Origin of the sequence: Klebsiella sp. V115_8 (genome assembly GCF_029967715.1) — a bacterium.
Lineage (GTDB): Bacteria > Pseudomonadota > Gammaproteobacteria > Enterobacterales > Enterobacteriaceae > Klebsiella > Klebsiella quasipneumoniae.
The window spans coordinates 175703-194518 of record NZ_JASCAR010000032.1 but is presented as its reverse complement, the minus strand read 5'-3'; the positions used below and the strand labels follow the sequence as shown (position 1 = coordinate 194518).

General features: G+C 57.5%; 19 protein-coding genes, 1 tRNA gene and 1 pseudogene. 8 read left to right on the top strand and 13 right to left on the bottom strand.

Annotated elements, in window-relative coordinates:
* Window positions 1-360: 360 nt before the first annotated feature.
* The 5 genes and pseudogenes from QLG03_RS15235 to QLG03_RS15215 all read right to left on the bottom strand — a co-directional run bounded on the left by QLG03_RS15235 (window position 361) and on the right by QLG03_RS15215 (window position 4142).
* Window positions 361-660 (bottom strand): DUF1889 family protein, encoded by a 300-nt coding sequence (locus tag QLG03_RS15235; RefSeq protein ID WP_004205347.1) that lies wholly within the window; start codon window positions 658-660, stop codon window positions 361-363.
* A 184-nt stretch (window positions 661-844) separates the two neighbouring features.
* Window positions 845-2398 (bottom strand): peptide MFS transporter, encoded by a 1554-nt coding sequence (locus QLG03_RS15230; protein WP_255988768.1) that lies wholly within the window; start codon window positions 2396-2398, stop codon window positions 845-847.
* A gap of 473 nt (window positions 2399-2871) precedes the next feature.
* Window positions 2872-3294, bottom strand: coding sequence for a glutaredoxin-dependent arsenate reductase (gene arsC / locus QLG03_RS15225; protein ID WP_044524656.1), 423 nt, complete (start codon window positions 3292-3294; stop codon window positions 2872-2874).
* Window positions 3295-3303: 9 nt separating this feature from the next.
* Window positions 3304-3681: pseudogene (locus QLG03_RS15220) on the bottom strand (ArsB/NhaD family transporter); the annotation flags it as partial.
* 131 nt (window positions 3682-3812) lie between these two features.
* A complete protein-coding gene (locus tag QLG03_RS15215; RefSeq protein WP_044524659.1) occupies window positions 3813-4142 on the bottom strand; it encodes a metalloregulator ArsR/SmtB family transcription factor in 330 nt (109 codons plus the stop codon).
* Between the two features lie 216 nt (window positions 4143-4358).
* Here QLG03_RS15215 and QLG03_RS15210 point away from each other — a divergent pair, with 216 nt between their 5' ends.
* Both QLG03_RS15210 and QLG03_RS15205 read left to right on the top strand, forming a co-directional pair.
* Complete coding sequence (locus QLG03_RS15210; RefSeq protein WP_044524660.1) at window positions 4359-4652, top strand: YciI family protein; 294 nt, start codon at window positions 4359-4361, stop codon at window positions 4650-4652.
* An 18-nt stretch (window positions 4653-4670) separates the two neighbouring features.
* Window positions 4671-5243 (top strand): DUF1349 domain-containing protein, encoded by a 573-nt coding sequence (locus QLG03_RS15205; protein ID WP_255988772.1) that lies wholly within the window; start codon window positions 4671-4673, stop codon window positions 5241-5243.
* 3 nt (window positions 5244-5246) lie between these two features.
* Here the strand turns inward: QLG03_RS15205 and QLG03_RS15200 are convergent, their stop codons facing one another.
* Window positions 5247-5510, bottom strand: coding sequence for a hypothetical protein (locus QLG03_RS15200; protein WP_044524663.1), 264 nt, complete (start codon window positions 5508-5510; stop codon window positions 5247-5249).
* 160 nt (window positions 5511-5670) lie between these two features.
* On the bottom strand, window positions 5671-6570 hold the full coding sequence (locus QLG03_RS15195; RefSeq protein ID WP_017899807.1) for a LysR family transcriptional regulator: 900 nt from the start codon (window positions 6568-6570) through the stop codon (window positions 5671-5673).
* Between the two features lie 138 nt (window positions 6571-6708).
* Here QLG03_RS15195 and QLG03_RS15190 point away from each other — a divergent pair, with 138 nt between their 5' ends.
* From QLG03_RS15190 to QLG03_RS15175, 4 genes are read left to right on the top strand one after another with little or no spacing between them, the layout of a single operon-like run.
* Window positions 6709-7017 carry a hypothetical protein gene (locus tag QLG03_RS15190; protein WP_004205336.1) on the top strand — a complete coding sequence of 103 codons (309 nt, stop codon included), beginning with the start codon at window positions 6709-6711 and terminating at the stop codon, window positions 7015-7017.
* A 2-nt stretch (window positions 7018-7019) separates the two neighbouring features.
* On the top strand, window positions 7020-7583 hold the full coding sequence (locus tag QLG03_RS15185; protein ID WP_044524665.1) for an NAD(P)H-dependent oxidoreductase: 564 nt from the start codon (window positions 7020-7022) through the stop codon (window positions 7581-7583).
* A gap of 20 nt (window positions 7584-7603) precedes the next feature.
* Window positions 7604-8623 (top strand): aldo/keto reductase, encoded by a 1020-nt coding sequence (locus QLG03_RS15180; protein ID WP_044524667.1) that lies wholly within the window; start codon window positions 7604-7606, stop codon window positions 8621-8623.
* Window positions 8624-8655: 32 nt separating this feature from the next.
* The gene (locus QLG03_RS15175; RefSeq protein ID WP_255988888.1) at window positions 8656-9459 is read left to right on the top strand and encodes a carboxymuconolactone decarboxylase family protein; all 804 of its coding nucleotides are present in this window, start codon (window positions 8656-8658) and stop codon (window positions 9457-9459) included.
* Between the two features lie 351 nt (window positions 9460-9810).
* Here the strand turns inward: QLG03_RS15175 and QLG03_RS15170 are convergent, their stop codons facing one another.
* Entirely contained in the window at window positions 9811-10740 is a 930-nt protein-coding gene (locus tag QLG03_RS15170; RefSeq protein WP_255988775.1) for a LysR family transcriptional regulator, read from the bottom strand.
* A 129-nt stretch (window positions 10741-10869) separates the two neighbouring features.
* Between QLG03_RS15170 and QLG03_RS15165 the strand changes: the two genes are divergently transcribed.
* Window positions 10870-12258, top strand: coding sequence for an MFS transporter (locus QLG03_RS15165; protein WP_255988889.1), 1389 nt, complete (start codon window positions 10870-10872; stop codon window positions 12256-12258).
* A 167-nt stretch (window positions 12259-12425) separates the two neighbouring features.
* Here QLG03_RS15165 and QLG03_RS15160 read toward each other — a convergent pair.
* Window positions 12426-12499: transfer RNA gene (locus QLG03_RS15160), tRNA-Gly, on the bottom strand.
* 80 nt (window positions 12500-12579) lie between these two features.
* Window positions 12580-13293, bottom strand: a complete 714-nt coding sequence (gene actS, locus QLG03_RS15155) for an amidase activator ActS (protein WP_023290963.1) — start codon at window positions 13291-13293, stop codon at window positions 12580-12582.
* 315 nt (window positions 13294-13608) lie between these two features.
* Between actS and idi the strand changes: the two genes are divergently transcribed.
* Window positions 13609-14163, top strand: a complete 555-nt coding sequence (idi, locus tag QLG03_RS15150; protein ID WP_180263608.1) for an isopentenyl-diphosphate Delta-isomerase — start codon at window positions 13609-13611, stop codon at window positions 14161-14163.
* Between the two features lie 204 nt (window positions 14164-14367).
* Here idi and lysS read toward each other — a convergent pair whose 3' ends face one another.
* The 3 genes from lysS to recJ form a co-directional block, all read right to left on the bottom strand.
* Complete coding sequence (gene lysS, locus QLG03_RS15145; RefSeq protein WP_008806422.1) at window positions 14368-15885, bottom strand: lysine--tRNA ligase; 1518 nt, start codon at window positions 15883-15885, stop codon at window positions 14368-14370.
* 9 nt (window positions 15886-15894) lie between these two features.
* A protein-coding gene (prfB, locus tag QLG03_RS15140) for a peptide chain release factor 2 (RefSeq protein ID WP_101862173.1) occupies window positions 15895-16993 on the bottom strand; the annotation gives its coding sequence in 2 pieces (ribosomal slippage) (window positions 15895-16917 and window positions 16919-16993; 1098 coding nt in all).
* Between the two features lie 85 nt (window positions 16994-17078).
* A complete protein-coding gene (gene recJ / locus QLG03_RS15135; RefSeq protein WP_032454029.1) occupies window positions 17079-18812 on the bottom strand; it encodes a single-stranded-DNA-specific exonuclease RecJ in 1734 nt (577 codons plus the stop codon).
* Window positions 18813-18816 lie beyond the last annotated feature (4 nt).

Sequence of the window (18816 nt, the reverse complement as noted above, 5' to 3'; positions counted from 1 at the left end):
ACGGCCAACCGCATAGCGGTTTGATATGGCCGTCTTTCGTAGGCCGGGTAAGGCGAAAGCCGCCACCCGGCAGAAATATGGGCACAATAATGAAACAGGTTTGTCATCAGCCAGAATGCCTTCCCCGGTGGGGAAGCCATTAAACCGTCTTCAGGGATTGCCCGGCGGCGCTGCGCTTGCGCGGGCCTACAGCCAACCGCATAACAGTTTGATATTGCGGTCTTTCGTAGGCCGGGTAAGGCGAAAGCCGCCACCCGGCAGAAATGCGGGCACAATAATGAAACAGGTTTGTCATCAGCCAGAATGCCTTCCCCGGTGGGGAAGGCATTAAACAGAAGATGCGGGGTTAATGCGCGGCGATTACACCAGGGCGCGCAGCTCTTCCCGCATGTAGGTGGAAAAGAATTCCGGATGCTTAATCACCAGCCGTTCGCCGGCGGCGACCCGTTCAGCCCACTCCGCCACTTTGTCGGTAAACCCGGCGCTCCAGCCTTGCTGCTGACCGCGCTCAGCGACGTCGGCCGGGCTGGCTGGCACGCCCAGCTCTTTCAAATATTTGAGAATTCCCTTCGCGGTACTTTCATCCATAGACTGTGGTACTGGCTCAGACGTATTCATACCACCAATGAAATCCAATGCTTTATCAATGACTGCTGGCATAGGTGTGTCCTTATATTAACCACATAGTAAACCTGACTACACTATGGACCGGAAAGCGACGTGATTTCAAAGAACACGCTCACGTTATGGGACATCGCGCATTCAGAAAAGGGGATTTTGCACTGCAGGGGCGGGGGTTGGACAAAAAACAAGCCGGTCCCGCGGGACCGGCCTGGGGGTCGCGTCAGGCGTTGCTGACGGATTTTTGCTCGCCGCTGGACTGACTGTTCTCCAGCATCCGGCGGACCGGGACAATCAGCACGGCCAGCACGGCGGCGCAGATCAGCAGCGCGATGGAGCAGCGGGCGAAGAGGTCCGGCAGCAGCGACAGCTGATCGGCCTTCACGTGACCGCCAATCAGGCCCGCCGCCAGGTTACCCAGCGCACTGGCGCAGAACCACAGCCCCATCATCTGGCCGCGCATTCTCTCCGGCGCCAGCAGGGTCATGGTCGCCAGGCCAATCGGGCTCAGGCACAGTTCGCCGAGCGTCAGCATCAGGATGCTGCCCACCAGCCACAGCGGCGACACACCTGCCCCGCCGTTGTTCAGGACGTTCTGCGCCGCCAGCATCATCAGGCCAAAGCCCGCCGCCGCGCACAGGATGCCAATGACGAATTTGGTCATGCTGCCCGGACGAACGTTTTTACGCGCCAGCGCTGGCCACGCCCAGCTGAATACCGGGGCGAGGAGAATGATAAATAAGGCGTTAATCGACTGGAACCAGACCGAGGGGATCTCAAAATCGCCGATCATCCGGTTGGTATAGTCGTTAGCAAACAGGTTGAATGAGGTCGGTTTCTGTTCAAATGCCGACCAGAAAAAGGCCGCCGAGACCAGCAAAATAAAGCACACCAGCAGGCGCGCCCGCTCTTTACGGTTCAGGCCGGCGAAGACGAACAGCCAGATGAAATAGAGCGCTACGGAAGCGGCAATCACATAGACCAGCACGCTGGCCACCGCCACCGGGTTAATCACGATCGTGCCCAGGCTAATGAGCGTGACCAGCACAGCCACTCCCAACGCCAGCGCCAGCAGCCACGCCCCAACGCCATTCTTTTTCGCCACCGGGCTGTTCCAGGTGGAATCGAGGCCGACCTCTGCGTCATAGCGCTTCATCGACGGCACGGCAAAGACACGGAAAATGATCAGCGCCACCAGCATCCCGATCCCCCCGATGCCGAAGCCCCAGTGCCAGCCATGGGATTTAATCAGCCAGCCGGAGATCAATGGCGCGATAAACGAGCCGATGTTGATCCCCATGTAGAACAGCGAGAAACCGCCGTCGCGGCGCGCGTCGCCTTTTTTATACAGAGTGCCGACCATCACCGAGATACAGGTTTTAAACAACCCGGAACCGAGGACGATAAACATCAGGCCGATAAAGAACAGGTCGTTGCCCAGCCATGCCGACAGGGCGATCGACAGGTGCCCGAGGGCGATCAGAATCGAGCCGTACCAGACGGCGCGCTGCTGGCCAAGCCAGTTATCCGCCAGCCAGCCGCCCGGCAGCGCGGCCAGATACATACTGCCGGCAAAAATCCCGACGATCGCCGAGGCGTTCTCCCGCGCCAGCCCCATTCCGCCGTCGTAAACCGTCGCCGCCATAAACAGGATCAGTAAGGGGCGGATGCCGTAAAACGAGAAGCGCTCCCACATTTCGGTGAAGAACAGGGAGCCCAGCGGATAAGGATGACCGAAAAAGGTTCGGCTTTCGTTTTTATTAACAGAGGAATGCATAAATTCTCCAGATAAGGTGCACCGCAGCGCAAGTTAACCGTATAAAGCGGGCTGACGATTTATAATTTGTTTGTCTTAACATCAGGAACGAGCATTTTTAACCATTTGATAACCATGCAGTGGTTTTGTCCAGCCCCTTACCTTCCCTTTTTAGATGAAAAGTCGACAAACATCTAGTTTTATAGATTTAATGTTCGCAAAAGCGAAAACGGCGTTGACATTATGCCATTGTAAAGAATACATAATTTTATTTATTAAAAACAGTAAGTTGATTGAGTAACAAAGGACAAAAACCGTCGGTGCAGGCAGGGCATATAACGACAGGAAAAGTAAGGGAAACGGGGCTGAGGAGGCAGAAATAGCGCTAAGGGAGAATATTGTTCAGCCATCCAGGTGTTTCACACCCGGAGAGCCTCCCGCGAGGCAGGATCCACATGGCTTGCCGGCTGCTACAGCCGGCGCCATTTTGCGCGCTATTTCACACGCTGCCCCGCCCGATCAATGACGCGCTCACCGTCTTCCTTCACGAAGGCGCCTTTTTGCGGCGCCGTCAGGATCTCCAGCACCACCTCTGACGGGCGGCAGAGCCGGGTGCCCCGCGGCGTCACCACGATCGGACGGTTGATCAGGATCGGATGCTGGAGCATAAAGTCGATTAACTGGTCATCTGTAAACCGCTCTTCCGCCAGGCCCAGCGCATCGTAGGGTTCGACGTTTTGCCGCAGCAGCGCCCGCACCGGGATCGCCATCGCGGCGATCAGCTGGCGTAGTTCATCACGCGACGGCGGCGTCTCCAGATAATAGATAATGGTGGGCTCAGCGCCGCTGTTGCGGATCAGCGCCAGGGTATTACGCGAGGTGCCGCATTCAGGGTTATGGTAAATGGTGATGCTCATAGCACGTTCTCATGGCTGATTGAAGGAGAGACGCAGCGCCAGCGCGGCCAGCGTTACCAGCAGCACCGGCAGCACCGGCAGCACCGGCAGCACCGGCAGGGTCATGATGATGCCGCAGCGGAAATAATACCCCCAACCGATGGTGATGTGCTTCTGCGTCAGCACATGCAGCCAGAGCAGCGTGGCCAGGCTACCAATCGGCGTGATTTTGGCCCCCAGATCGCAGCCGATGACGTTGGCATATATCATGGCCTCTTTGATCGTCCCTGTTGCCGCGCTGCCATCAATCGACAAGGCGCCGACCAGCACGCTGGGCATATTATTCATGATCGAAGAGAGGAAGGCCGACAGGATACCGGTGCCCAGCGTCGCGGCCCAAAGCCCGCGCTCCAGCCGATCCCTAAACCCCGCGGCTGCCAGATCACCAGTACCAGGGTCCGGACAAAAATCGCACCTGCCAGCAACATCGTTCCCTCACCAATCACATTCGAAAAATCATATATGTTAAGATAAATTTTTTACCGACAACCCGGCCCGTCAGTCAGTCTGCTGACCATTAGCCGCACCTCGTCCTGCTGACTTAGCCAGGCCTGCTCAATCACCTGCGCCGCCCAGGCCGGCATCTGCGGAGAGAGGCGATAATGGACCCACTTACCCTGTTTTCGATCCAGCAGCAGCCCGCTCTCCCGCAGCATTGCCAGATGGCGGGAGATCTTGGGCTGGGACTGGGCGAGCGCCATACAGAGATCGCACACGCACAGCTCTCCCCGCGCCTTGAGCAACAGCACGATCCCCAGCCGGGTTTCATCGGCGAGGTTTTTGAACAGTTGCAGGGGCAATAAAGACATGGTTTCTCCTCAAGCGTGACGGACAGCATACGGGACCACGAACAAAGATCAATATGCATTCGAAAAAACATATGTATGTTCACAGCCGCGATAAATCTCCATACCGTTGCGACATGTGCCTCCTGCTCAATAGCACGCAAAAATGCCGCGCTTTCTTTTATCCATCATTGAAATGTGTCAGGCTGAAGATCCCATCGGATTGACAGGGTTTTCAGGATGAGTACGATTTATGTGGTTGTTTTAACGTATATAAAACCGCTCGAAGAGATTGACAACGCGATCCACGCCCACGTCGAATGGCTCAAAAAATGCTATGCTGACGGCCTCTTTCTCGCCTCTGGCCGCCGCCTTCCCCGCACCGGCGGGGTGATTCTGGCGAAATGTGACAGCCGGGAAATTCTGGAATCGCGTCTGAGCCAGGATCCCTTCCAGCAGCTGGGTCTCGCCCATACGGAGATTATCCCCTTTGAGGCCAGCATGGCGTCCCCCGCGCTGCAGACGCTGTTATAAGCCTGTCCCGGAGGAAACATGCAGCCGTCCTTTCACTGGATCAATGAACCTGCCGAGTGGCGCCGCGATACCGACGGCCTGACGGTGATCACCGATAAGCATACCGATTTCTGGCGTCATACCTGGTATGGCTTCGAGCGCTTCTCCGGCCATCTTTATGCCGCTGAGGTGGATGGCGATTTTACCCTGCAGGCAAAAATCTGTGCGGATTTCACCACGCTTTACGACCAGGCCGGGCTGATGATGATCGCGGACGAGCAGACCTGGCTGAAGGCGGGGATTGAGTTTAATGACGATGCCCCGGCCATCGGCAGCGTGCTGACGTTAACCCACTCCGACTGGGCCACCGGGCTTTTCCCCGGCGACCCGCGCACTTTCTGGCTGCGGCTGACCCGCAAGGGCGATGCGTTAAGGCTGCAGTATTCGACCGACGGCGAGCGCTGGCCGCTACTGCGTCTCGGCTACTTTCCGCCAGGCCCGGTAAAAGCCGGCGTCATGTGCTGCTCACCGGAGCGCGGCGGACTGGCGGTTGCATTTCGGGATATTCAGCTTTCCCCGCCGCTGGACAAAGCGCTGCACGATCTGAGCTGAACGCTAGCGGGAAGACCCGACTTTCTCTGCATCCTGAGGGCCAGGATTGCAGGCTTCGCGGGTCCCGGGCAGGTAAAAATGGCCGTGCTTATCGGGATCGGTGCCGCCCGGGCACCCTGCCCTGCCCGAGGAGTTATCGCTACTGCCGCCGTCCGAACCGTTGCCGCCGTCGGCGCCCGATATTACCGACTGGCCGTGATGGCCATGCGCTGCAGTGGCTGAAAACGCCACCAGCGCGAACACACAGACCATTAAGCGTCTGCCCATTGCTGCCTCTCCCTTATTGAAATTCCCCGCCCATCGCGTTGACGATGGGATAAGCCGTTACACCGCGATAAAAAACCGCTTTATCCACAGGGAGTATAGGGTTAAGACAGAGGGAAAGACAGGGCCGGTGTCTTCAGACATTTCGCACGCAAAATAGCCTTTATGCCGCGGTATGCGCTATCAGAAAATCAATCAGGGCTTTCACCCTTTTCGTTTTACCCGCGTTTTTCGGGTAATAGAGATAAACCGGCGGATAGGTTTTCCAGTAGTCCTCCATCACCGGTAGAAACTGTTCACGATCGGGCTGTAGCCGCCAGATAGGTTCAAACAAGCGTCCAATCCCCAGTCCATGGCGGATACCGTCTGCCATGACGTCAATATCATTGCTAATTAACTGCCCCGGCATCTCCACGGTGAGTTGCTCGCCGTGGTCATTGAGGATCAGCGGCAGGATGCGGTGGTTGGTAATAAAGCGATAGCCAATCAGCCGGTGATGGCTGAGATCGGCGGGCGACTCAGGCACGCCATATTCGGCCAGATAGGTTGAGGAGGCATATAACCCTTCGCGAAACGGTTTCATTAACGGGCGGGCGACCACCCCGCCTTCGAGAATATCGCCAAAGCGGATCCCAAGGTCGAATCGTTCTTCAATGATATTGACGGTACCGTCATAGACCGATATTTCCAGCTGGATCCCCGGGTATTGCTGACAGAAAGCCGCCATCGCCGGTTTAAGAATAAGCAGGTAGGCAAAGCGCGAGAGCGTAATTCTCACCGCCCCGGAGGGTTCCCGATTCTGGTCGCGGAGGCTCTCCAGCGATGTTTCCAGGACCTCGACCGCCGCAGCGGTCTGCTCCAGCAGCTGTTGGCCGGTTTCCGTCAGCTCGATTCGCCGGGTGGTACGCACAAAAAGCGGATGACCGATATGCTCTTCCAGCAGCTTAAGGGCATTGCTGACAGACGGCGGCGTGATTTCTAATTTCCTCGCCGCAGCCGAGATATTGCCTTCGCGCGCAATGCTCTGAAAGATGCGTATTTGATTATAAAGGGCGTTATTCATAGCATCTCCTTGCGACAGTCTCGCCTGATTATTAAGTACAGGCTAAATATTCTTAAGTCAATGACCGCCTAATCTTCACTCCCTGTGGCTCGTATACTTTTGTCTCTTCCCGCTGATAACGACTTTCCGGAGACAACGATGCGAATTTTATGTCTGGATATCCCCGCGCCCGGCGCAACGCTGGAGCACTATGCGCCGCACCTTACCGCGGAAGCCCTCCATGCCTGGGGGCTGTATAAATCTGGCTTTATCCGCGACATCTATTTCCGTCAGGACCGACCCGGCGTCGCTATTTTCCTCGAGTGCGACACCGTGGAAGAGGCGAATAACGTCATGGCCGAATTTCCGCTGGCGAAGGCGGGTTTATTAACCTTCGAGTGTATTCCACTCGGCTCGTTTATTAACTGGGAAAACCTCTTCTCTGCCGAATTTAAACCTCAGGAGTAACGATGAGAAAGCCTCATATCCTTATCGTTTCCGGGCATCCGGATCTTAACCATTCCATCGCCAACGCCACCATCCTCGATGAGCTGGCGACCGCCCTGCCTGACGCGGAAATCCGTCGTCTGGACTGGCTCTATCAGGACGGCAAATTCAAAATCGCCGCAGAGCAGGAAAGCCTGCTGCAGGCGGATGTGATTGTCTGGCAGTTTCCCTTTAGCTGGTATGGGCTGCCCGGGTTAATGAAACAGTGGCTGGACGAGGTCTTTGTCCACGGCTTCGCCCATGGCTCAACGGCGAAACTGGGTGGTAAAAAGCTGATCCTCTCCTTCACCACGGGAGCGCCACAGACGCTCTATACCGCTGACGGTTTCTTTGGCCATGCCATTGAGGAGTATCTCCTTCCCTTCGAGACCACGGCCAGGCTGTGCAATCTTGAGCTGCTGGCGCCGGTTTATACCTGCGGCATTAGCTACGCCGACCGGGATGCCGACAAAATCGCTCAGCAAAAAACGCGTGTCCGGGAACACGCGGCCAGACTGATCGCACGGCTTAAAACTCTGGTGGAATAACCCAAAGGGAGAAAATAAAGATGCAGTATACCCGGCTCGGGAAGAGTGACTTACTGGTCTCCCGCATCTGCATGGGATGTATGGGGTTTGGCGATCCGTCAACGGGCCAGCATCGCTGGACGCTGGACGAAACAGCCAGCAGGGACATCATTCGCTACGCTCTGGAACAGGGCATCAATTTTTACGATACCGCCATCGCCTATCAGAACGGCTCCAGCGAACGGTACGTTGGCCGGGCGCTGCGGGAGATGGCAAAACGCGAGGATGTGGTGCTGGCCACCAAGTTTCTGCCACGAACCGCTGCCCAGATTGCCGAGGGGATCAGCGGAAAACAGGCGATCACCCGCTCGCTTGACCAGAGTCTGCGAAACCTCGGGATGGACTACATCGACCTCTACATTTACCACATCTGGGATTACAACACCCCGGTTATCGACGTGCTGGAGGCGCTGCATGCCGCTGTCGCCGCCGGCAAGGTGCGCGCGATTGGCATTTCCAATTGTTATGCCTGGCAGCTGGCGAAGGCGAACGCCCTTGCCGAACGCGAAGGGCTGACGTCCTTTGTTTCTGTGCAGAGCCACTACAACCTGATTATGCGTGAAGACGAACGAGAGCTGTTCGGGCTGTGCGCTGAAGATAATATCGCTATGACTCCCTATAGCGCGCTGGCCAGCGGCCGTCTCGCCCGCTTAGAAGGCCACACGCGGCGAGCGATGGAAGATGATTATGCCCGGGGCAAATACGACCGCACGGCAGAGCAGGATCGGAGCATTATTGCCCGCGTCGCCGAACTTGCCGAACGGCATCAGGTCTCCATGACCGAAATTTCGCTGGCCTGGCTGCTGACTAAAGTCACCGCCCCGGTGGTCGGCGCCATGCAAAAGCATCATGTTGACGGCGCGGTCAACACTGTAGCCCTTCAACTGAGCCCGGAAGAAATCCGCTATCTGGAAGAAGCCTATCAGCCGCACTTCCTCACAGGCGTGATGGCGCAAAACACGCCACAAGCCAAAGACCATCCTCAGGTGTGGACGCTCTAACGATCCGCCCTGTGGATCGGAAAGGAGCAAATATAAAAAACGTGATTGCCGCGGCAGCCTTGTCGCTTGTGCTGTCTGATTTTGCTTATGCCAACGAACAAAGAGATGAAGCTATGATGAAAATTACCCCTTCTACCCTTACGGACGCTGATATTCAAGCGGTGTCGCCGGCGCTGGCGCGCTTCGGCCGCGAGGCCATCAGCAACGACCTCTGGCAACGTGACGCCCTGTCCGCCCGCGACCGTAGCATCGCGACCATGGCGATGCTGATTGCCCGCAACCAGCCAGGCGAGCTGAAGCACTATATTGAAGTTGCGCTCGATAGCGGCGTGACGCCAGCCGAAGTATCAGAGATCATTACCCATCTGGCGTTCTACTCAGGTTGGCCCAATGCAATATCAGCCGTCAGCGTCGCGAAAGCTATCTTTGAAGCCAGGGGCGTGACGGCAGAGGCCCTTCCCGCCGCCTCGCCAACGCTGCTGCCTCTCAATGAACAGGTAGAGAAACAGCGTGCAGAGACCGTGGAGAAAAATGTCGGTCCCATTTCGCCTGGCCTGGTTAAATTTACCGCCGACCCGCTGTTTCTCGACCTCTGGCAACGGCCCGCGCTTACGCCCCGCGACAGAAGTCTGGTGACGGTCAGCGCGTTAATCGCCGCCGGACAGAGCGCGCAGATTGGCTACCACCTAAACAGGGCGATGGATAATGGGCTTTCGGCTGAAGAGGCCGGAGAAGTGGTCGCCCAGGCAGCGTTCTACGCGGGATGGCCAAATGCGTTTACCGCCGCCCCGGTGGTCGGTGAAGTGTTGCGATCGCGCGAGAGCAAAGCTGAATAAAAAAGAATAAAGGACAGGGAAGCTGTCCTTTATTCGTCGTTAATTGTTAATTTAAAGGTACCACGAGGGCTTTCGATTAGGTCTCGCAGAAAGAACATAAACGGTCTATCGAAGTATGGAGACTTCGATCGTGAGTCTGTTCAGATCGCTCATTGAGAAAATTTCCGTTCCATATGCCGTCATGAGTCTCATCCTTTGAAAGCAGCGATCGCTGTGGCGAGACTGTAGCGCGGACATGTCTATTTGGTCAGAGATCGCCATCTTAATTCAGCTACTACACTTAATTTATTTTATCTTAAATATCAATGTATTGTGTTGTTAATTTAATATAAGTTGATGTTATAGCAATCGCTATACAGGCTCCTTAGCCATGACTGACCTGGCCACACCGCATATCGCAAGAATTTGCTCTCTCAGCCAGCGGTGACCGGGGTCGCGTTCCATTCTTGGGTGCCACATCTGCGATACCGTAATACGACGGCTTTTGAACGGCAGCTCGAAAACGTGTACCTGGTCCGTTACCTGCTGATTGAGTAAATAGAGTGCGGGTATCATGGCGATAAGATCCGATTCCAACGCCACGGACAGTGCTGTCGGAAATCCCGGTACGACGCTCGCAATTTTACGTTTTGTCCCCAGTTCGGCCAGCGCATCGTCAACGGATCCGTGCAACGCGCCCTCGGGTGACGCTACCACATGGCCCCAGGCGACATAATCACCCACGCCTATTTCTGCCTGCTCAGCCAGCGGGTGCCCTTTACGCACGACGCCAACAAACCGATCCTCAAACAGTCGTTGCAGCCGTATTTCTGGCCCCATATTACTCTGAACGCCAATCTCCAGATCAACCAGCCCTTCCCGAAGATAGCGCGACGTTTTTTCCGGCTTAGGCGCGAAGCGTATACAGACGTCCGGCGCGGCGTCGGCAACCGCTGCGATGAGCGCAGGCCCAAACGCCACCACAAAACCATCGTTTGCCCTGATGGTAAAAAGACGCGCCAGACTTCGCGCGCAGAACGTTTCAGTTGAGGGCTGCAATACCGCCCTGGCATCGTGCACTGCACGCCTGGCGTGATCCCGGGTCGCTTCGGCCCACGGGGTCAGTACCATGTTACGCCCGGCGCGCACCAGGATCGGGTCTCCTGTGACATCGCGTAACCTGCTTAATGTCCGGCTCATGGCTGAGGTGCTGAGGTTCAGACGACGTGCCGCACCTGCGACACTCGCTTCACTCAGCAATATGTCGAGTGCTACCAGCAAATTAAAATCGGGATCAGACATTCCCCTTTCTCCCAGCACATTAAGATAAGGCGTTTGATGCAACAATAAAGTGAAAATAGTGCGCCTTCCGCCCGGTAAAAGCCATCTTTATAGTTTTGTCATCCATACACTCTTCTCAGAGGACAAATGATGACGCTCTTTTCCAGCCAACCCGGCGACGAAGGACTGCCTGGCCCGGCGCGCGCACGGGTGATGGCCGCAATAATGACCACCACCTTAATGGGCGTGTTTGATGGCACCATGATCAACATTGCCCTGCCCTCAATGGCTCAGGATTTGCAGGTACCTGCCGGTATTGCCGTCTGGTTCGCCAACGGGTATCTGCTGGCGGCTGCGATGACGCTGGCGATATTCGCGGCGCTTGCGGCCCGTCTGGGTTATCGCCCCGTATTTCTGGCGGGCCTGACGACCTTTACCCTGACATCACTGGGTTGCGCGCTGGCGAATAAGCCCGAAGTGCTTATCGGTATGCGCGTGCTTCAGGGGATCGGCGGCGCGGCGACGCTGAGTATTGCCCCCGCAATACTCAGGTCCGTATTTCCCGGACGCTTACTTGGCCGCATTCTGGGGTTCCATGCCCTGCTCATTGCCTCCAGCTCCGCTATCGGCCCGGTATTGGGCGGTACGATCCTTCACACCCTGAGCTGGCAATGGCTGTTTGCGATAAACGTTCTTCCCGGCACCCTCGCCTTACTGCTGGCGGTCAGAGCGCTGCCGCGGGATGCGATCCGTATGCAGGCGCCCTTCGACACCGTGGGCGCCATATTGTCGGCGCTGCTGTTGGGTTCGACGATCATGGCGGCGAACAGCCTACAGAACGCTACTTCTCAATTCGGCAGCCTTTGCTGGATGGCTCTCGCTGCGCTGAGCGGCATGGCTTTTATCTGGCAAATCCGCCGTACGGGTCATCCCTTACTGCCGCCGAGCATGTTTAAAAATGAACGTTTTACCCTCGCGGCTTTCACGTCAATGGTTGCTTTTGTCAGCCAGGGGATCACCTTTATTGCGCTACCCTTCCTGTTTCAGAGCGAATACGGCTACAGTCCGGTAGTGTCTGCCCTGCTGTTTACGCCGTGGCCGTTAGGGATCGTGCTGATTGCGCCGCATGCAGGCCGTTGGGCGGACACGATATCAGCCCCGGCGATATCCACCCTGGGGCTGGTGATATTTGTCGTCGGTTTGATCCTGCTGGCGACGTTACCCGCCAGCCCTCCAATGTGGGATATCTGCCTGCGAAGTCTGGTGTGCGGAATAGGGTTTGGCTGCTTTCAGAGTCCCAATAACCGGGAAATGCTCTCAAACGTTATTCGTGAGCACGCGAGTTATGCGTCCGGAGTTTTATCCATTATGCGCACTTTCGGGCAGTGCCTGGGAGCCGCCGCCGTAGGCGTTCTGCTGGCAGCAAATGAAAGGTCAATTCATGTTGCGCTGTGGAGCGCCGCCGCGGCCTCTGCGGTATCGGTCGTCGTCAGCGCGAGCCGGTTGCGTAAAATCACTCATCCTGCGGAAACAGGATAAGTGCGAAAATATCACTAAACGCTACTACTCCAGCGCCAGCAGCGCAAAACGCCGATCCCGCAACCAAAGAGGAGTCCTCCGTCGGAGTTCAATAGACTAACAGAATGCTATAACTGCTGATTTATCAAGGGAAGATTGAGTTGGGTAGACTTCAGAAGACTTGAGTTTGGAGCGGGCGAAGGGAATCGAACCCTCGTATAGAGCTTGGGAAGCTCTCGTTCTACCATTGAACTACGCCCGCGAAGAGGTGCGAGAAGCATTATAGCCCTTACGCACCCTGTGACAAGCCCGCCGGATGCTGACTGGCGATAAAATAACCTTTTAGCACTTAGGTTTACTGCCCTGCGGCGGCAGATAGCGCAGCGGATCGATGGCCGTCGCCCGATAGCGGATCTGAAAATGCAGACGCACTGAGTCGGCATCCGTACTGCCCATGGTGGCGATTTGCTGGCCGGCCTTCACGCTCTGGCCGTTATTCACCATCAGCTTATCGTTGTGGGCATAGGCGGTGATGTAATCCTCGCTGTGCTTAATCATGATCAGGTTGCCATAGCCGCGCAGCTGGTTGCCGACGTAGACCACCTTGCCCGCCCCGGCGGCGTACACGGGCTGGCCGCGAGTCCCGGCGATATCAATGCCTTTATTGCCGCCATCGGCGGTGGAATAAGGCAGGACCACTTTGCCGCTGGTCGGCCAACGCCAGCAGCGCTGTCCCACCGGCGGCCAGGAGGACTGAGGTACCGCGGACGAAGGCGTGACCGCCGCCGTGCGCGTGGAGGAAGATTTTTTCTTCGTTGTCTTCGTTGAACTGCTGCCGTTAAGCTTCAGCTTCTGCCCCACCTCAATGGTGTAGGGCGGCGAGATATTATTCAGGCGGGCCAGATCGCGAACGCTGGTGCCGGTGGTGCGGGAGATGCCATACAGGGTATCGCCGCGTTTGACGGTGTAGGTCGTACCGGAATCGGAGTTGCTGGAGCAGCCGGCCAGCGCCAGGCTTACCACCAGCATCAGTGTCATAAAAACGCGTTTCATCATCAGGCATCCTGCACTTAACACAACCACTTACCTCGCAACCAGGGCGAATATCATACCAGTCCGCGGCGCAGGGCGTCATCCCTGATGGCGAAACCAATATCCCCCTGCCATCGAATACGGCCCGCGACGAACAGCGATTGCTGCTGGTGTCGCACATCGTGGTGGGCTTGCCCGCCATGGCGCGTTGCCGCTCACAGAGCGGACTCCAGGGCTTGTTTTGGTAATGCCTTTCTCCCATTTATCGGCTACCCTAGAGGCCTGAGTACATGACCCGGCGGGTTTGTGCCGGGTCATTTTTTATTTTCAGGAGTCGTCATGGCCGGGGAACACGTCATTTTACTGGATGAGCAGGATCAACCTGCCGGTATGCTGGAGAAGTATGCCGCCCACACGCTTGATACCCCTTTACATCTCGCGTTTTCCTGCTGGTTGTTTAATCAGCAGGGTCAATTGCTGGTCACCCGCCGTTCGCTGGGCAAAAAAGCCTGGCCCGGGGTGTGGACCAACTCCGTCTGCGGACATCCCCAGCAGGGCGAGACCTTCGAGCAGGCCGTCACGCGCCGCTGTCGCTTCGAACTCGGCGTGGAGATCGCCGACATCGTGCCGGTTCACCCGGCCTTCCGCTACCGGGCGGTCGCCCCGAACGGCATCGTTGAGAACGAAGTATGCCCGGTGTATGCCGCGCGCGTGGTGAGCGAAGTGCTGCCTAACGACGATGAAGTCATGGATTATCAGTGGGTTGACCTGGCAACGATGTTAAGCGCGCTGGCCGCCACGCCGTGGGCGTTTAGCCCGTGGATGGTGCTGGAAGCGGAAAATCGGGACGCTCGCCAGGCGCTGACCAACTTTGTTGCGCGTGTGCGCGGGTAAGCTGACTATTCTCCAGGCAAGGCACAGCCCTGTGCCTGTCATTAATGCCTGGCGGCGCTACGCTTGCACAGGCTTACGGTTCTGCGCTGTTGCGTAGCCCGGATAAGGCATTTACGCCGCCAGCCGCGCTACGCCAGCCTTCAGGCCTCACGTCAGACATAAAAAAACCCGGCAAGCCGGGTTTTTGCATTTCACAAGACGCGATTATTTCTGCGGACGCATTGCCGGGAACAGGATCACGTCGCGGATGGTGTGGCTGTTGGTGAACAGCATCACCATGCGGTCGATACCAATACCCAGACCGGCGGTCGGCGGCAGGCCGTGCTCCAGCGCGGTGACATAGTCTTCGTCATAGAACATCGCTTCGTCGTCGCCTGCGGCTTTCGCATCAACCTGGTCCTGGAAGCGCTGCGCCTGATCTTCGGCGTCATTCAGCTCGCTAAAGCCGTTACCGATCTCACGGCCGCCAATGAAGAATTCAAAGCGGTCGGTGATTTCCGGGTTGACGTCGTTACGGCGCGCCAGCGGAGAAACTTCCGCCGGGTATTCGGTGATGAAGGTCGGCTGGATCAGGTGGGCTTCCGCCACTTCTTCGAAGATCTCGGTCACGATACGGCCCAGACCCCAGCTCTTCTCCACTTTGATGCCGATAGACTCAGCGATCGCTTTCGCGGAATCGAAGTTATCCAGATCCGCCATCTCGGTTTCCGGACGGTATTTCTTGATTGCTTCGCGCATGGTCAGTTTTTCAAACGGCTTGCCGAAGTCGAACACCTGGTCGCCGTAAGGCACTTCGGTGTTGCCGAGAATGTCCTGCGCCAGGGTGCGGAACAGGGATTCGGTCAGCTCGATCAGATCTTTATAGTCCGCATAGGCCATGTAGAGTTCCATCATGGTGAACTCTGGGTTATGACGAACGGAGATCCCTTCGTTACGGAAGTTACGGTTGATCTCGAAGACGCGTTCGAAACCGCCCACGACCAGGCGCTTGAGGTACAGTTCCGGCGCGATACGCAGGTACATGTCCAGATCCAGCGCGTTATGATGGGTGATGAACGGACGCGCGGAGGCGCCGCCCGGGATCACCTGCATCATCGGGGTTTCCACTTCCATAAAGCCGCGGCCAACCATGAACTGACGGATACCCGCCAGGATCTGCGAACGCACTTTAAAGGTGTTGCGCGATTCATCGTTGGAGATCAGGTCGAGGTAACGCTGACGATAGCGCGCTTCCTGATCCTGCAGGCCATGGAACTTGTCCGGTAACGGGCGCAGGGCTTTGGTCAGCAGACGCAGCTCGGTGCAGTGGATAGACAGCTCACCGGTTTTGGTCTTGAACAGCTTACCGCGGGCGGCGATGATGTCGCCGAGATCCCATTTTTTGAACTGGTCGTTGTAAACGCCTTCCGCCAGGTCATCGCGCGCTACGTACAGCTGGATGCGGCCGCCAACGTCCTGCAGGGTGACGAAGGACGCTTTACCCATGATACGGCGGGTCATCATGCGGCCAGCCACGGCCACTTCAACGTTCAGCGCTTCCAGCTCTTCGTTTTCTTTGGCATCGAAGTCAGCGTGCAGTTGGTCAGAGGTATGGTCACGACGGAAATCGTTCGGGAAAGCGACGCCCTGCTCACGCAGCGCAGCCAGCTTCTCGCGACGGGTTTTCAGTTCATTATTAAGGTCAATTGCCGCGTCAGCGCCCTGTGCTTGTTGTTCAGACATGTTGGTTCCTCATAACCCTGCTTTCAAACTTGCTTCGATAAATTGGTCCAGGCTGCCGTCCAGCACCGCCTGAGTGTTGCGGGTTTCCACCCCGGTACGCAGATCTTTAATACGCGAGTCATCCAGCACGTAAGAGCGGATCTGGCTGCCCCAGCCGATATCGGACTTGTTGTCTTCCATCGCCTGCTTCTCGGCATTTTTCTTCTGCATCTCCAGCTCATAAAGCTTCGCTTTCATCTGCTTCATGGCCTGGTCTTTGTTCTTGTGCTGCGAACGGTCGTTCTGGCACTGCGTCACCAACCCGGTCGGGATGTGGGTAATACGCACCGCGGATTCTGTACGGTTAACGTGCTGCCCACCGGCGCCGGAGGCGCGGTAAACGTCGATGCGCAGGTCGGCCGGGTTAATTTCGATATCGATATCGTCTTCAACTTCCGGGTAAACGAACGCAGAGCTAAAGGAGGTATGACGGCGGCCGCCGGAATCGAACGGGCTCTTACGCACCAGACGATGAACGCCGGTTTCGGTACGCAGCCAGCCGTAAGCGTAATCGCCAATGATCTTGATGGTCACGGATTTAATGCCCGCGACTTCACCTTCGGACTCTTCGATGATCTCGGTCTTAAAGCCGCGCGCTTCCGCCCAGCGCAGGTACATGCGCATCAGCATGCTGGCCCAGTCCTGGGCTTCGGTGCCGCCGGAGCCTGCCTGAATATCGAGGTAGCAATCGGCGTTGTCGTATTCGCCGGAGAACATGCGGCGGAACTCAAGCTGCGCCAGCTTCTCTTCCAGCGTATCCAGCTCGGCGACGGCTTCGTTGAAGGTCTCTTCGTCGTCCGCTTCCACGGCCAGATCCAGCAGGCCGGCAACGTCTTCCAGCCCCTGGGACATCTGATCCAGGGTATCTACGATGGCTTCCAGGGAAGAACGCTCTTTACCCAGCGCCTGAGCGCGTTCAGGTTCATTCCAGACGTCCGGCTGTTCCAGCTCGGCGTTTACTTCTTCGAGACGCTCTTTCTTGGCATCGTAGTCAAAGATACCCCCTAAGAACGTCGGAGCGCTCCGTGAGGTCCTGAATGCGGTTTTTTACCGGATTTATTTCAAACATGGTCGGTTTCTTTTAATGGATTTGTCAAAATGCGGTGATAAGAGCGGAATTCTACCGGATTCGCGCCCTTATTCATACACTGTTGTCAATTTGGCCAGAGGTGATCGATGATCAGCTGCAGGCTGCGGTTGCCGCGGAACTCATTGATGTCGAGCTTGTAGGCTAACTGGACTTCACGCACGCCGTTGTCGGGCCAGATGGAAGTATCCACGTTGAAGGCGATACCGTCCAGCAGCGGGCCGCCGTCAACCGGCTCGACCATCACCTTCAGGTGACGCTCGCCCACCAGCCGCTGCTGCAGCAGGCGGAAACGGCCGTCAAACAGCGGTTCCGGGAACATCTGTCCCCACGGCCCGGCGTCGCGCAGCATCTGCGCCACTTCCATGCTCATCTCCGCCGCCGCCAGCGGCCCGTCGGAAACGACCTCGCCCTGTAACAGCGCGGGATCCAGCCACTCGGTCACCAGCTCGCCAAAGCGCTGCTGAAACTCCTCAAAGCGCGCCTCTTCCAGCGATAATCCTGCCGCCATCGCGTGGCCGCCGAACTTCAGGATCAGCCCGGGATAGAGCGTATCGAGACGCTCCAGCGCATCGCGCATATGCAGCCCCTGAATGGAGCGGCCGGAGCCTTTCAGCGTACCGTCGCCGGTGGGCGCAAAGGCGATCACCGGCCGGTGGAAACGTTCCTTAATTCGCGAGGCGAGGATGCCGACCACCCCCTGGTGCCACTGCGGATGGTACATCGCCAGCCCGCCGGGCAGGGTGTCGCTACTGCGTTCCAGCTGCTGACAGAGCGTTAGCGCTTCCGCCTGCATCCCCTGCTCGATCTCTTTGCGCGTCTGGTTGAGCGCGTCAAGCTCATTGGCTAACACGCGCGCTTCGCCAATGTTATCGCACAGCAGCAGCGCGACGCCGACCGACATGTCGTCCAGCCGCCCCGCCGCGTTCAGGCGCGGCCCGAGGGCAAAACCGAGGTCGCTGGCCGCCAGCTTTTGCGGATCGCGGTTGGCAATCTCCAGCAGCGCCTTAATGCCGGGCCGACATTTGCCAGCGCGAATGCGGCTTAACCCCTGCCAGGTGAGAATACGATTGTTAGCATCCAGCGGCACGACGTCGGCAACGGTGCCAAGCGCCACCAGATCCAGCAGCTCGGCAAGGTTCGGCGCGGCGATGCCGCGGGCATCGAACCAGCCGTTATCACGCAGAAAGGTGCGCAGCGCCAGCATCAGATAGAACGCCACCCCGACCCCGGCCAGCGATTTCGACGGAAAGTCGCAATCGCGCAGGTTAGGGTTAACGATGGCCTCCGCCGCCGGTAGCGTCTCCCCCGGCAGGTGGTGATCGGTTACCAGCACCGGGATCCCCAGCGCATGGGCATGATCGACGCCGGCATGGGACGAGATCCCGTTGTCGACGGTCATGATCATCTGCGCGCCGCGGGCGTGGGCCTGATCGACCACTTCCGGGCTCAAGCCGTAGCCGTCTTCAAAACGGTTCGGCACCAGGTAGGAGACGTTGCCGTAGCCCAGCGCGCGCAGGGCCAGCACGCTGAGCGCGGTGCTGGTGGCGCCGTCGGCGTCAAAATCGCCGACTACGACAATGTGCAACCCTTTCTGGAAAGCGTCGTGCAGCATCCCGACCGCTTTTTCAACGCCGGTGAGCTGCGTCCACGGCAGCATGCCTTTGACGCTGCGCTCCAGTTCCTGGGCGCTGCGCACCCCGCGGCTGGCATACAGCCGCTGCAGCAGCGGCGGCAGATCGGCGGGTAAATCGACGCCGTCAACCGCCTCGCGGCGGCGTAGTTGTATCTGTTGTTTCACGCGA

Bases quoted from the DNA above. Each gene is read 5' to 3' on its own strand.
- QLG03_RS15210 (WP_044524660.1), top strand. From the start codon at position 4,359: ATGAGTACGATTTATGTGGTTGTTTTAACGTATATAAAACCGCTCGAA.
- QLG03_RS15180 (WP_044524667.1), top strand. From the start codon at position 7,604: ATGCAGTATACCCGGCTCGGGAAGAGTGACTTACTGGTCTCCCGCATC.
- actS (WP_023290963.1), bottom strand. From the start codon at position 13,293: ATGATGAAACGCGTTTTTATGACACTGATGCTGGTGGTAAGCCTGGCG.
- QLG03_RS15205 (WP_255988772.1), top strand. From the start codon at position 4,671: ATGCAGCCGTCCTTTCACTGGATCAATGAACCTGCCGAGTGGCGCCGC.
- QLG03_RS15170 (WP_255988775.1), bottom strand. From the start codon at position 10,740: ATGTCTGATCCCGATTTTAATTTGCTGGTAGCACTCGACATATTGCTG.
- QLG03_RS15185 (WP_044524665.1), top strand. From the start codon at position 7,020: ATGAGAAAGCCTCATATCCTTATCGTTTCCGGGCATCCGGATCTTAAC.
- QLG03_RS15230 (WP_255988768.1), bottom strand. From the start codon at position 2,398: ATGCATTCCTCTGTTAATAAAAACGAAAGCCGAACCTTTTTCGGTCAT.
- arsC (WP_044524656.1), bottom strand. From the start codon at position 3,294: ATGAGCATCACCATTTACCATAACCCTGAATGCGGCACCTCGCGTAAT.
- lysS (WP_008806422.1), bottom strand. From the start codon at position 15,885: ATGTCTGAACAACAAGCACAGGGCGCTGACGCGGCAATTGACCTTAAT.
- QLG03_RS15200 (WP_044524663.1), bottom strand. From the start codon at position 5,510: ATGGGCAGACGCTTAATGGTCTGTGTGTTCGCGCTGGTGGCGTTTTCA.
- QLG03_RS15195 (WP_017899807.1), bottom strand. From the start codon at position 6,570: ATGAATAACGCCCTTTATAATCAAATACGCATCTTTCAGAGCATTGCG.
- QLG03_RS15165 (WP_255988889.1), top strand. From the start codon at position 10,870: ATGACGCTCTTTTCCAGCCAACCCGGCGACGAAGGACTGCCTGGCCCG.
- idi (WP_180263608.1), top strand. From the start codon at position 13,609: ATGGCCGGGGAACACGTCATTTTACTGGATGAGCAGGATCAACCTGCC.
- QLG03_RS15190 (WP_004205336.1), top strand. From the start codon at position 6,709: ATGCGAATTTTATGTCTGGATATCCCCGCGCCCGGCGCAACGCTGGAG.
- QLG03_RS15215 (WP_044524659.1), bottom strand. From the start codon at position 4,142: ATGTCTTTATTGCCCCTGCAACTGTTCAAAAACCTCGCCGATGAAACC.
- QLG03_RS15235 (WP_004205347.1), bottom strand. From the start codon at position 660: ATGCCAGCAGTCATTGATAAAGCATTGGATTTCATTGGTGGTATGAAT.